Here is an 11,858-nt window from a genome sequence, read left to right on the forward strand (position 1 = left end):
TCTGCCGGAAAGTCTAAACCCTGGCCGGACCGGGTAACGAACCCGACGAATATAGGGCAAATACCTTTAACAAACAAAATGTTTGTACTGAAAAAGTGGTCGTGGAATGGTTGTTCCGGATGCGGGAGCGCGGAAACCGTGGTCGCGTTTCCTACCCTTTGGGCAGCTCCTGCTGTCCAAGCCAACCGGTATCGAAGTTCCCGTCCCGAAAGTCTTCCTGCCGGAGCAGCCACTGGTGAAACGGCACGGTGGTCTTGATTCCTTCCACGATGAATTCGTCGAGGGCGCGTTCCATCTTGGTGATGGCTTCCGCACGGGTGGGTGCGCGCACGATTAGTTTGGCGATCATGCTATCGTAGAACGGGCTCACCGTATACCCGGCGTATACGTGGGTGTCGACCCGTACGCCGTGGCCCTTTGAACTGTGGAAGCTATTGATCTTGCCGGGGCTGGGGCGGAAGCCGTTCCAGGGGTCCTCGGCGTTGATCCGGCACTCGATCACGTGTCCCTTTGGTAGGTAATTTTTCCCCGAAAGCTTTTCTCCGTAGGCAACTTTGATTTGCTCCTTTATCAGGTCGTGGTCGATGGATTCCTCCGTGACGGGGTGCTCTACCTGGATGCGGGTATTCATTTCCATGAAGTAGAAGTTCCGGTCCTTGTCGACCAGGAATTCTACCGTGCCGACCCCTTCGTAGTTAATGGCTTCGCCGGCCTTGATGGCGGCCTCGCCCATCCGCTGGCGGAGGTCGTCGGTCATGAACGGACTGGGGCATTCCTCCAGTAATTTCTGGTGGCGCCGTTGCACCGAGCAGTCGCGCTCGCTCAGGTGAATCACCTTGCCGTACTGATCGCCGATGACCTGGATCTCTATGTGGCGGGGCTGCACGATGTATTTCTCCATGTAGATGCCGTCGTTGCCGAAGCTGGCCTTGGCTTCCTTCTGGGCGCTTTCGTAGAGGTTGGTAAATTCCTCCTGGTTGCGAACGATGCGCATGCCTTTACCCCCACCGCCGGCGGTCGCCTTGATCATGACGGGGTAGCCCATCTTGCGGGCGCGCTGGATGCCGTCTTCCGCGTTTTTCAGGAGGCTACCGTCGCCGGGTACGGTCGGGACGCCGGCGCGGATCATCGTGTCCTTGGCGGTGATTTTATCCCCCATGGTCCGGATCTGTTCGGGCTTGGGTCCGATGAATTTGATGCCGTAATCTTGGCAAATTTCGGCGAAGTCGGCGTTCTCGCTCAGGAACCCGTAGCCCGGGTGCACGGCGTCCGCGTTGGTAATTTCCACCGCGGCCATAATCTTCGGAATGCTCAGGTAACTATCGGCCGAGGCGGGCGGGCCGATACAGACCGCTTCGTCGGCGAAGCGGACGTGCAGGCTTTCGCGGTCGGCCGTGGAATAAATGGCAACCGTCTTGATCCCCATTTCCCGGCAGGTGCGAATGATCCGCAGGGCTATTTCGCCGCGGTTGGCAATCAGGATTTTATTAAATTTCTCGGGCATAAAGCTAGGAGGGGTCTACCAAAAACAGGGGCTGATCGTACTCGATGGGCTGGGCGTCCTCAATCAGGACCTTGACAATTTTCCCGCCGATTTCCGACTCGATTTCGTTGAATAATTTCATGGCTTCGACGATGCACACGGTATCGCCCTTGGCGATCCGGTCGCCCACCTTCACGTATGCGGGCTTGTCCGGGGAGGCCGAACGGTAGAACGTACCGATCATGGGGGACTTGATGGGCACCAATTTGGATTCGTCGACGCCGCTAACCGGCTCTCCTCCACCCGGCGTCGCTTCGCGGTCCGGGGCGGCCGCGGCGGCGGGAGCGGGTTGGCTCGGCTGGGGCGCGAAGGCAGGGGCCATGGCCGGAGCCGGCATGCTGATGATGGAGGGCGACGTGGCGGGTTGGTCGTTGCCGCCGCGGTACGACTTACCGCGAATGTGGAGGCTAACGGTTTCGTTCTTGTACTTGAATTCCGACAACTCGGTCTTGGAGACCAGCTTGATGAGTTCCTGTATTTCTTTCAGCGTCATGTTGGGCGTTCTAAGGGTTACACACGGCTCATATAGGAACCACTGCGAGTATCTATCTTGATTTTGTCTCCGGTGTTCACGAAAAGGGGAACCCGTACCTCGGCTCCGGTTTCGATCGTAGCCGGCTTGAGGGTGTTGGTGGCGGTATCACCCTTCACCCCGGGCTCGGTGTAGGTGACTTCCATTTCGACGTATTGGGGGAGGTCTACGGTGAGCGCGGTGTTGTCTTCGGTATTGTAGAGAACTTCCACCGTATCGCCCTCGCGCATGAAGCCGGGATTTTCGATGAGGGCTTCCGGTATGGTGGCCTGCTCGAAAGACTCCGCGTTCATGAAGTGAAAGCCCATATCGTCTTTGTAGAGGTACTGCATCTTGTGCCGCTCCACCCGTACCTCGTCTACTTTGTGGCCGGACGGGAAGGTTTCGCTAAGCACGCGACCGGTGCTGAGGCTCTTTATTTTGGTACGCACGAACGCGGCACCTTTGCCGGGTTTTACGTGCTGGAATTCAATGACACTGTAAATGTCATGACTGTGACGGAAGGTGAAGCCGTTCTTGATGTCGGATGTAGAAGCCATATTAATCGGTTTTTCTCCGGTCCAATGTAAACAAACGGGCCGGATCGGTTAAGGCAGCGCGAAGATAACCTTTCTGCCCCGTTTCATTCCTCGCCGCCGAGTAATTGGTGATCGGCGAAGCTGTAGTAGCGGTGGCCGGCAACGATGATGTGGTCCAGAACGTGCAGGTCCAGGCTGTGGGCGGCACGACAGAGTTTGCTCGTCAGGCGAATATCCGCGCTGCTGGGGTGGGCCTGACCGCTGGGGTGGTTGTGGGCCAGCACGAGCGACGTAACGCTTCCGTGCTGCAGGGCGGTACGGAATATTTTCTTCGCATCCGCAACCGTACCCGTGGTGCCCCCGCTACTGACAAGGTGGGCGCCGAGCACCTGGTTGGCCCGGTTGAGGCACAGCACGTGAAATTCTTCGTGCGGCAGATCGGCCAGTACCGGCTGAAGGTAGTGGAAGCAGGCTTCGCTGTTGTCGAGCACGGTTCGGGGTTTATGCATGGCACCCGCGCGCCGGCGCCCCAGTTCAAAAGCCGCCAGCAGCTGGGCGCCCTTGACGGCTCCGATGCCTTTCGTACGCACGAGATCCTGCAGTTGCATACGTGCCAGCCGGTGGAGGTCATGGTCGGCGGAGCGCAGGAGACAACGGGCCAGATCGACGGCGGATACCCCGCGCCGACCGCTGCGTAACAGGATGGCGACTAATTCGGCATCCGATAGCGTACGGGGCCCGCGTGCGAGTAACTTTTCGCGGGGTTGTTCGTCGGGCGCGAGATCGCAAATCAGGGAGGAAGAGGAAACGGAGGTAATCATGGACGGTCGAATGAAGGGGAGACCGCCGGAAAGCATTCAGCGCAACGTTCCCTAAAGGTAGGGCATGCGTCGCGATTGCCTCACTTTTCCATTTCCGAGTAGATTTTGCCCCGGCCGTATTCCTTAAGTACGTGGCGCACCGTTCCGGTAAGGTTGGACGGCAGGCTATTATAGGGATGCCATTCCACGTTCTCGAATTTTTGGAGTTCCTTACTCTCTGGCTCGCCCTCGTAGTGGTGAGCCCGGAAATAGAGCACGATCCGGTGCTTCTTGCCGCGTTTTTTGTACCGTTTGTGGAGTACGTGGACCAGGCTCAGGTCCGAGGGGGTAAGTCGAACCCCGGCTTCCTCGAAACTCTCCCGGATCAGGCTCTCCAGGGCGTACTCCCGGCGCTCGATGGTGCCCCCGATCAGGCTGTAGTTTCCCCCATTGGGTTTGGTTTGCTTGAGCAGGAGGATACGCCCCCGGTCTTCCAGAATGAGGCGTGCCTTCAGCGAGACTTTGAATGTGGCCATGTAGTAAGGAGGGTATGGAAAGCAAAGGGGGCGGGGCGAATATACCCAACCACCGGCAGTGTGCGTGCGTTTACGCCGTAGCTACTAACTTCGCCCCGGTTATTAACCTTCATCCTATGCGCCACGATAGTGTTTTACAAGCCATCGGCAACACGCCGCTGATCCGTCTCGACCGGATATGTGGCACCCGTATCCCCGCGGCCGTATACGGAAAGATGGAATCCATGAACCCCGGGCAGTCTGCAAAGGACCGCGCGGCGCTTTACATGATCGAGCAGGCGGAGCGGAAGGGGCGTATTCAGCCGGGCGCTACCATTATTGAAGCCACCAGCGGTAACACCGGTTTCAGCATCGCGATGATCGCCGCCATCAAGGGGTATAAGTGCATCCTTACGCTCACCGATAAGGCCGGCCCCGAAAAGCAAGCCCTTCTCAAGGCACTCGGGGCCAAGATCGTACTCTGCCCGAAGGACGCCGCCCCGGAAGACCCGGAGTCGTACTACAGCAGGGCAGAGGAACTGGCCGGCACCATCCCCAACAGTATCTACCTACGCCAGAACTGGAACCTCGACAACAGCGGCGCCCACTACCACAGCACCGGCCCGGAAATCTGGAAGGATACGGAGGGCAAGATTACCCACTACGTTTGCTGCGCGGGAACGGGGGGGACGCTGTCCGGCACCGCCCGCTACCTGAAGGAGCAGAATCCGGAGGTAAAGATCATCGGGGTGGATGCCTACGGCTCGGTGCTGAAGAAGTACTGGCAAACCGGCGTCTTCGACCCCGATGAAATCTTCAGCTGGAAAGTGGAGGGGCTGGGTAAAACCATTATCCCCGACAACGTCGCCTTCGATCTGATCGACGACTTTATCAAGGTGGGTGACCGGGCCGCCGCCCTACGCGTCCGGGAGCTGGCACAGCGGGAGGGGCTCCTCCTCGGCTACAGCAGCGGTGCCGCTCTGGAAGCCGTTTTTTCTATCCGGAAACAACTAAGCCCGGACGATACTGTTGTCGTACTCTTCCCCGATCATGGCAGCAAATACCTGGGAAAAGTATTCAACGATGCCTGGATGCAGGAGCAGGGGTACCTGAAGCCCAACGGCGAACCGGCTACCTACAGCGTCAAACATTTGCAGCGCATGTACCGGGTATACAAGCGCATGTACGGTCGAAAGATCAAGCAGCGCCTGAATTTAGTTTAGGCTCTTTTCAGCCGTACCCTATGAACCGACTAACGTATTTCGATGAAAACCCGCACCCGAAAATTTAAATCGAACGTGGAGGTTTCTCCACCGATGTTTGAAAACAAGATTCTAAATCGGCTATCTCAGACCCACATAGCCACGCCCATCGTCATCTTTTTCACGTATGCGACCGGCTTGCTCTGGTATACGGAAGCAAATACCACCATTCCTACTTTTACGGTTATCTGCCTTTTCCTGGCCGGCATTCTCGGTTTTACCTTTACCGAATACGCGATTCACCGCTGGGTCTACCATCCGCCCCACGGTGCATCCGATATGTACAAGCAGGCAACGTACAAGATGCATGGCATGCATCACGACTATCCGAAGGACAAGCGGCGGCTGGCCATGCCGCCCATCGTCGCCATCGTGCTGGCCACCAGCTTGCTGTTTCTCTTCGAGTTGGTCCTGGGCCAGTATTCGTTCAGCTACCTGGCCGGCTTCGTAGTGGGCTACGCCCTGTACCTGATCGTCCATTATACCGTGCACATGTACGCCCCGCCGCGTAACTTTCTCCGCACGCTATGGGTGAACCACTCCATCCATCACTATAGCGAAGACGAAGTGCTGTTCGGGGTTAGCCAACCCCTCTGGGATTACGTTTTCGGTACCATGCCGCGATCCGATAAGGACAAGCGCATGGCCAAGGAAATCCACCGGTAGTTTGGGGGCGGCCTATATCGAGCAAGTACACGATGTCACCCGGCTAGTCCCCGCCGGCCGGGTCACTACCTACGGCGCCATCGCCGATTTCCTCACGCTCGGAAGCGCCCGTATGGTGGGCTGGGCGCTGTTCAATTCCATCCGCGCCGACGATATTCCCGCCCACCGGGTAGTCAATCGCCGGGGGGAGTTAAGCGGTCGCAACCACTTCGCTACGCCCGGCCTCATGCAGGAAAAGCTAGAAGCCGAGGGGGTCGTCGTTCAGGACGATCGCGTCCGGGATTTCGATCGGCTGTTCTGGTCACCTACCGAGCTGCTTCACCAATGACGGAGTTGCTACTCGAAACCGCTACGGACGTTTGCTCGGTCGCCGTTGCCCGGGATGGGGTAGTGGTGGCCGAAGCCACCGCCACCGAGATTCACCAGCACGCCAGTCACCTTACCCTACTGATCCGAGGTGCGCTCCGGGACGCCGGTAACTCCCTCCAGGAGATGGACCGGCTGGTGCTCAGCGACGGACCGGGGAGCTATACCAGCCTCCGGGTGGGTGCCGCCACGGCTAAGGGACTTTGTCTGGCCGTGCCGCATTTGCAATTTAGTACCGTACCAACCCTCGCCGCTCTCGCCGGGGAGTGCGACGCTACGGGAAACGATCGGATACTGGCCACCATCAATTCCAGGCGGGGAGAGGTCTTCGGTCAGCTTTTTCGTTCGGGCGACCTGCACCCCGAAAGTAAGGTCATGAACGTCCGCCTAGCCGATCCGCAGTGGCGGGGAAAGCTCCTGGAAGGCCGGGGGCTCGGCCGGATCGTGGTTTGCGGACCGGGGCAGCAGCGGATACGGGAGGCTACCGCATCAGACAACGCCTTCTCGTTTGCCGAGCCGCTACGGGCTTCGGCCCGTTACCTGGTGCGGGCGGAAGTCCGGCATTTACTTGCCGAGCCGGACGTTGCGTCCTACGAGCCTTACTATCTTAACGCCCCCCACGTTACCCGGTCAAAGAAAAAACCGTTGCTGTGACGGAACGCCGATACGTACTCGAACTGGCGTACCGCGGAACCGCTTACTCCGGTTGGCAACGACAGCCCAATGCCCTGTCGGTGGAGGAAACCATCGATTCGGCCCTGTCGACCATCCTTGGCGTTCCCATCAAACTGGTGGGCTGTGGCCGCACCGATGCCGGGGTCCACGCCAGCGACTATGTCGCACACTTCGATTATGCCGGTACGCTGCCGCCGCGGCTGCTGCCGCGGCTCAATCGCTACCTGCCCGAGGATATCGCCCTGTACCAACTGGCCGAAGCGGACGATCGGTTTCACGCCCGTTTCAGTGCTACCGGAAGGAGCTACGAGTATCGCATCAGCCCCCGCAAAGATCCCTTCCGGGTAGACACCGTTACCTGGCTGCCGGCTTTCGGATCGCTGGACCGGGATGCCATGCAGGCCGCCGCCGGTCTCTTGCTCGATTACGGTGAATTCGCCCCTTTCTGCAAAACCAACAGCGACGCGTTCACCATGAAGTGTACGATGACGGAAAGCGAATGGGACTTCGGGGCGGCGGAATTGCGCTACCGGGTCTCGGCCAACCGCTTTCTGCGGGGAATGGTACGCCTGATCGTAGGTACCTGCCTGCAAGTGGGCACGGATAAGCTGAGCCTCGATCGGTTGAAGGAGGTAATGGACCGACAGGAGCGCCTGCCCCGGCCCCTAAGCGCCCCGGCGGAAGGATTGTTCCTGACGGAGGTCCGCTACCCCGGGCGAACCGATTGGCCGACGGTTTCGTAATACTATTGGCTGGTGTATCTTTGCGTCGCACGCCTTTTAGCCTGCTATGCTTGTGTATATCCTGCCCTAGACCCCCCTACAAATAGCGTGTATGTTCGTATTTATACTCAGCTTTCTGATATCCTTCGCGTTGGTCTTTGCGATCATGCCCAGCGTGATTAAGATTGCGGTGGAGAAAAGGCTGGTGGCCACCCCCGAGGAGCGCAGTAGCCACCACACGATTACCCCCTGTCTCGGGGGGATCCCGATCTTTCTCGGCGTGCTGTTTTGTTCCCTTTTGCTAACGCCGATGGAGCAATGGGAAAGCCTCCAGTACATTCTCAGTGCCCTGGTGATCGTGTTTATGATCGGCACCAAGGACGACATCAGCCAGCTCAGTGCAGGCAAGAAAACCGCCGGTCTGGTCATCGCCATTGCGATTCTGGTCACCCGCGGGGGCATACGGCTGGAAAGCCTCTACGAGCTATTCGGGGTCACCACCACCTTGCCCTACTGGCTATCCATTGCCGCCAGCGCCTTCACGCTACTTGTCATCAGCAATGCGTTTAACCTGATCGACGGTATTGACGGGCTGGCCGGCACGGTTGGCATCATCGCCATGCTCACCTTCGGCACCTGGTTCTTCGTCGTAGGAAACGTCTACCTGGGCATTCTGGCGCTTGCCGCTTCGGGAGGAATGCTGGCCTTCCTCTACTACAATATGTCGAAGACGCAGAAAACCTTCATGGGGGATACCGGAGCACTGGTCATCGGAATGCTACTCGGTATCATGACGATTGAGTTCATTGATTTTGGCTCTACCGGTCCGATTAGCGCCGCTTACCGTTTCGAGCACCCCATTGCGGTGGCGGTCGGTATTTTGATCATTCCGCTGTTCGATACCATCCGGGTCTTCATTACCCGCTCTCTGCGGGGGGTAAGCCCGATGAAGCCGGACCGGCGCCATATCCACCACCTGCTGATCGATTCGAACCACAGCCACGTGCAGGCGACGTTCATGCTGGCCATGGTGAACCTGGCCTTCATTAGCCTGGCGCTCTTCCTGGATCCCCTGCTCAACTTACACGCTATCCTGTCCATCGAGATCGGTCTGGCCCTTATCCTTACCTACCTGCTACACCGGTATGCCAGCCGCATCAAACGGAAAAAAGCGCGGCAAACGGAGCCAACGGAATCGGCCCGCCTACCCCAGACCGCTTGACCTGGTTACTCGTCTTTACGGGCGGCGGCGTTGGCGCGGTAGCGCGTATGGCGGTGGCTAAACTACTTCCGGCTACGGGGGGCGGCTTCCCATGGGGTACCTTCGTAGCTAATTTTCTGGCTTGTACGATACTCGGAATGGGACTTTCCCTGGTTGGGCGCCAACAACTCGCTCCGCCCCAGCAGCTGCTGCTCATCACCGGTTTTTGCGGAGGATTCTCGACCTTTTCTACTTTCTCCGCCGAGCTGCTCTTGATGCTACAGGAGGGGCAACCGTTCCTCGCCTTCCTGTACCTCGCCACCAGTGTACTGGTGGGGGTGTTGAGCATTTTCGCGGTGGTCTACTTTACGGGCGGTCCAACAATTTCCTGAATCGGCGACCGATAGTGTCCCATATTGATGAGGATCGCCGTGCTGATGAAGAATAGCGAGCCTACCTTGTCGGTCTCCAGGAGGTCGTTGAGGACGCTGAAGGCGCCCACCACGATAACCGCCAGCAGGGCCGCCATCATTGCCGCTTTGGCTTCCGGATCGGACTGGAGCAGATAAAGCCTCTGCCCGAAAAATAGAATGCTTCCCATGAATAGCAGTAAAACAAACAGGCCGGGGTAACCCTGTTCCACAAGGGTCATCAGGAAGTAATTGTGGATCCCGCTGCGCTCGGCGTTGTCACTGACGTAGGTCTCAAAGTTGTTGTTGGTATAGCCTTCGTAGTTCCCAACGAAGTTGCCCGGCCCGAATCCCGTTACGGGGCGGTAGGGGATCATGTTTCCCGCCGCGACCCAGCGGTAAAAGCGTTCCATCGTGCTGATGTCCTCCAATTTGTACGTAGCACTGATGAGGTTATCGAATTCCCGGTGGGAGACCGTGCTGGTAAATTCCGGGGCGTAGTCCAGGTAGCGATCGTCCTGCACGAGGTAAACGGATACGGTTACGGCCATCACGAAGGCGAGTACCGTAGCGGGGCGCAGCCAGTTATACCGGATGATGTAGTAGGCCACAACGATCAGGCCGAGGGAAACATAGGCCGCCCGCGTATACGAAAAGAAGATCGCCATCAGCCACAACGGTACCAGGCCCAGTACCATCCAGCGCCAGGGTTGCGCTGTTAGCCGCCGACGGAAAACGAGGTAGCCCAACCAGGGCGTAAAGGTAGCCAGACAACCGGCGTAGGCCACGTGATTACGCATGAAAGGGTGTAGCGTCCGGAACTGGTCGGCGAAAGTAAAACCGTAACCCGCGTGGCGAACCAGCGCCTGTACGGCTACGAACAACAGCGGCCAGAAAATACACTGGGCAAAAACGTAGACCGTCTTGGGGGTACGCAACAGCAGCAGCGGCAACATAAAGAAGGCCCCCACGTACCAGAGTTTGGCAAGCAAAAACTTCACGCTGACGAGCGGGTCTTCGGCAAAAATGCTACTGAGGAAAATCCACCCGACGTGAAGGTAAAGCAGCAGGGCGATCGGATGAAGGAAGGTCCGGTGGTCGTATTCGGCCCAGTGTCGCGCCAGGTGTAGCAGGAATACGGCCGACAAGCCGACCGCGATGGGTTCGGTTGGTAAGTCGGTGCTCAGGCCACCGGGCAAAAACACCTCCGCCCCCAGCGGTATGCTGATGAGTAAGAGCCAGAACAGCGGGCGGAAATTCAGGATTGCCAGGCCCACCACCAGGAGCAATAGGGGCAAACCGGCCACCCAGTAATGCCCACTCCCGATCCCGGCCAGGAGGCTGATCAGGGCCAGGGCGGCGTATCCCGCATAAAGGCGCAGGGGCAGTTGCATCAGCGGGTTATTCGTCCCCAGTCGTATCGCCTACCGGAATCAATGAGTAAAGCTCCGAGCACGGCGAGCACGAAAGTGACGAAAGTGGACGCCACCACGATCAGCCACCGGATCGGAGCGCTTTTAACCAAAGGAACCGTCACTTCCTCGATCACTTCTATGGTGCTTCGGTCACCGTTGAGCACGGATTCGTACTGCTTCAGCCGGATGCGACTTTCGGTAAGGTCGTTGTTCGCCTGCAGCCGTTCTTCTTCCATATTGTCGATACTGCCGATACTGGCGTTCAGCTTCGCCAGTTGGTCGTCGATGGCCACCCGGCTCTGTTGCCAACCGACCAGGTCAACCGTCAATTTATTGATACTGTCCCGGGGCCCCTGCGTCCGAAATTCTTCGAGCCGGGCTTGGGTCCGGGCAATCCGCTGGTCGATTTGAGACGAGGCGGTGGCGAGTACCTCGCTCTGGGTCGCGGTATTGTACACCCCGGATTCCTGGCGGATTTGCGCCAGCCGCCGGTTCAGGTCCTCCAGTTGCTTTTGGCTTTCCTCCACCTCGCGGCGGAGTCCGGCCGCGTTTCTGCCGTGGGTCGCCCGGATGAGTGCCAGGTTAAGTTCGTCGATGCGCACCCGGGCCGCCCGGGCCATCGCCGCCGCCCGCACGGGATCTTCATCCTCGATGGTCAGTTCGATCACGTCGCGGGGGTTTCGTACCACTTCGTAGTTGCTCAGGAGTTGCTCGGCCATGCGCACCGGCCCCTTCTGGACGGTACTGTCGATACCGTATACCGCATACAGGTTAAAGGTGTCAATCAGGAAATCGAGTACCTGATTACTTTCCGCTACGGAGAGCAGGCGATCGATGTCGTCGCCGGTCCCATAAAACTGGACGCGCTGCCCATCATTGCCGAAGGTGCTTTCGATCGAGATCTGCTCGGGGCTGAGGGCAACGAAGGAGGTGAAGCCCGTATAGTACACCGGCAGTAACAGGGAAACCACCACCGACAATAGGGCCCCGGCCAGTGTAGTAAGGACGATCGGCTTTCGCCAGCGCCAGAGCGTTCGGAGCACGCCCAGCAAATGATCGGGGGGGGCGGTCGGTGGGGTTTGGTGTGTAAGCATAGGTAGAAAAGCGTGGGGCTTGCGCGGCCACAAAGGTAATAAGCAGCTTTGCGCCGGAGCGCGGGTGCAAGGACTAATCTCCATCGATGCGCCGAATCGTCAGGTACTGGACGACCCGACGACGGGAATTGTGGCCCGA

14 protein-coding genes are annotated in these 11,858 nt (G+C 58.4%); 7 read left to right on the forward strand and 7 right to left on the reverse strand.

The window, feature by feature from the left end; translation table 11 throughout:
- Positions 1–151 precede the first annotated feature (151 nt).
- The 5 genes from accC to CLV84_RS11970 form a co-directional block, all read right to left on the reverse strand.
- Entirely contained in the window at positions 152–1,504 is a 1,353-nt protein-coding gene (gene accC, locus CLV84_RS11950) for an acetyl-CoA carboxylase biotin carboxylase subunit (RefSeq protein WP_104420022.1), read from the reverse strand.
- Positions 1,505–1,508: 4 nt separating this feature from the next.
- Positions 1,509–2,036 carry an acetyl-CoA carboxylase biotin carboxyl carrier protein gene (gene accB / locus CLV84_RS11955; protein ID WP_104420023.1) on the reverse strand — a complete coding sequence of 176 codons (528 nt, stop codon included), beginning with the start codon at positions 2,034–2,036 and terminating at the stop codon, positions 1,509–1,511.
- Between the two features lie 17 nt (positions 2,037–2,053).
- Positions 2,054–2,614, reverse strand: a complete 561-nt coding sequence (gene efp, locus CLV84_RS11960; protein WP_104420024.1) for an elongation factor P — start codon at positions 2,612–2,614, stop codon at positions 2,054–2,056.
- An 83-nt stretch (positions 2,615–2,697) separates the two neighbouring features.
- Positions 2,698–3,414: a RadC family protein gene (radC, locus tag CLV84_RS11965; RefSeq protein WP_104421173.1), complete on the reverse strand. Its 717-nt coding sequence runs from the start codon at positions 3,412–3,414 to the stop codon at positions 2,698–2,700.
- Between the two features lie 80 nt (positions 3,415–3,494).
- Positions 3,495–3,929, reverse strand: coding sequence for an NUDIX domain-containing protein (locus CLV84_RS11970; protein WP_104420025.1), 435 nt, complete (start codon positions 3,927–3,929; stop codon positions 3,495–3,497).
- Between the two features lie 116 nt (positions 3,930–4,045).
- Between CLV84_RS11970 and CLV84_RS11975 the strand changes: the two genes are divergently transcribed.
- The 7 genes from CLV84_RS11975 (at position 4,046) to CLV84_RS12005 (ending at position 9,192) form a co-directional block, all read left to right on the forward strand.
- Positions 4,046–5,131, forward strand: coding sequence for a PLP-dependent cysteine synthase family protein (locus CLV84_RS11975; protein ID WP_104420026.1), 1,086 nt, complete (start codon positions 4,046–4,048; stop codon positions 5,129–5,131).
- 42 nt (positions 5,132–5,173) lie between these two features.
- Positions 5,174–5,836, forward strand: a complete 663-nt coding sequence (locus CLV84_RS11980; protein WP_104420027.1) for a sterol desaturase family protein — start codon at positions 5,174–5,176, stop codon at positions 5,834–5,836.
- A gap of 1 nt (position 5,837) precedes the next feature.
- Complete coding sequence (locus CLV84_RS11985) at positions 5,838–6,164, forward strand: MGMT family protein (RefSeq protein WP_104420028.1); 327 nt, start codon at positions 5,838–5,840, stop codon at positions 6,162–6,164.
- Positions 6,161–6,856: a tRNA (adenosine(37)-N6)-threonylcarbamoyltransferase complex dimerization subunit type 1 TsaB gene (gene tsaB / locus CLV84_RS11990; RefSeq protein WP_104420029.1), complete on the forward strand. Its 696-nt coding sequence runs from the start codon at positions 6,161–6,163 to the stop codon at positions 6,854–6,856. The genes CLV84_RS11985 and tsaB overlap by 4 nt, the downstream gene beginning before the upstream one ends.
- Positions 6,853–7,620 (forward strand): tRNA pseudouridine(38-40) synthase TruA, encoded by a 768-nt coding sequence (gene truA, locus CLV84_RS11995; RefSeq protein ID WP_104420030.1) that lies wholly within the window; start codon positions 6,853–6,855, stop codon positions 7,618–7,620. Before tsaB ends, truA begins: the two co-directional genes overlap by 4 nt.
- Before the next feature lie 91 nt (positions 7,621–7,711).
- Positions 7,712–8,821, forward strand: a complete 1,110-nt coding sequence (locus CLV84_RS12000) for a glycosyltransferase family 4 protein (protein WP_104420031.1) — start codon at positions 7,712–7,714, stop codon at positions 8,819–8,821.
- A complete protein-coding gene (locus CLV84_RS12005) occupies positions 8,818–9,192 on the forward strand; it encodes a FluC/FEX family fluoride channel (protein WP_104420032.1) in 375 nt (124 codons plus the stop codon). The genes CLV84_RS12000 and CLV84_RS12005 overlap by 4 nt, the downstream gene beginning before the upstream one ends.
- On the opposite strand, the gene CLV84_RS12010 is transcribed toward CLV84_RS12005, so the two are convergent.
- Complete coding sequence (locus tag CLV84_RS12010) at positions 9,162–10,604, reverse strand: O-antigen ligase family protein (RefSeq protein WP_104420033.1); 1,443 nt, start codon at positions 10,602–10,604, stop codon at positions 9,162–9,164. The two genes, CLV84_RS12005 and CLV84_RS12010, sit on opposite strands and share 31 nt — an antisense overlap.
- Positions 10,604–11,719, reverse strand: coding sequence for a GumC domain-containing protein (locus CLV84_RS12015; RefSeq protein WP_170067679.1), 1,116 nt, complete (start codon positions 11,717–11,719; stop codon positions 10,604–10,606). The genes CLV84_RS12010 and CLV84_RS12015 overlap by 1 nt, the downstream gene beginning before the upstream one ends.
- Positions 11,720–11,858: the final 139 nt, after the last annotated feature.

This window comes from Neolewinella xylanilytica, from assembly GCF_002934605.1.
Classification (GTDB): Bacteria; Bacteroidota; Bacteroidia; order Chitinophagales; family Saprospiraceae; genus Neolewinella; species Neolewinella xylanilytica.

Coding starts and splice junctions, on each gene's coding strand:
- accC (WP_104420022.1), bottom strand. CDS start 1,504: ATGCCCGAGAAATTTAATAAAATCCTGATTGCCAACCGCGGCGAAATA.
- accB (WP_104420023.1), bottom strand. CDS start 2,036: ATGACGCTGAAAGAAATACAGGAACTCATCAAGCTGGTCTCCAAGACC.
- efp (WP_104420024.1), bottom strand. CDS start 2,614: ATGGCTTCTACATCCGACATCAAGAACGGCTTCACCTTCCGTCACAGT.
- radC (WP_104421173.1), bottom strand. CDS start 3,414: ATGATTACCTCCGTTTCCTCTTCCTCCCTGATTTGCGATCTCGCGCCC.
- CLV84_RS11970 (WP_104420025.1), bottom strand. CDS start 3,929: ATGGCCACATTCAAAGTCTCGCTGAAGGCACGCCTCATTCTGGAAGAC.
- CLV84_RS11975 (WP_104420026.1), top strand. CDS start 4,046: ATGCGCCACGATAGTGTTTTACAAGCCATCGGCAACACGCCGCTGATC.
- CLV84_RS11980 (WP_104420027.1), top strand. CDS start 5,174: ATGAAAACCCGCACCCGAAAATTTAAATCGAACGTGGAGGTTTCTCCA.
- tsaB (WP_104420029.1), top strand. CDS start 6,161: ATGACGGAGTTGCTACTCGAAACCGCTACGGACGTTTGCTCGGTCGCC.
- CLV84_RS12000 (WP_104420031.1), top strand. CDS start 7,712: ATGTTCGTATTTATACTCAGCTTTCTGATATCCTTCGCGTTGGTCTTT.
- CLV84_RS12010 (WP_104420033.1), bottom strand. CDS start 10,604: ATGCAACTGCCCCTGCGCCTTTATGCGGGATACGCCGCCCTGGCCCTG.
- CLV84_RS12015 (WP_170067679.1), bottom strand. CDS start 11,719: ATGCTTACACACCAAACCCCACCGACCGCCCCCCCCGATCATTTGCTG.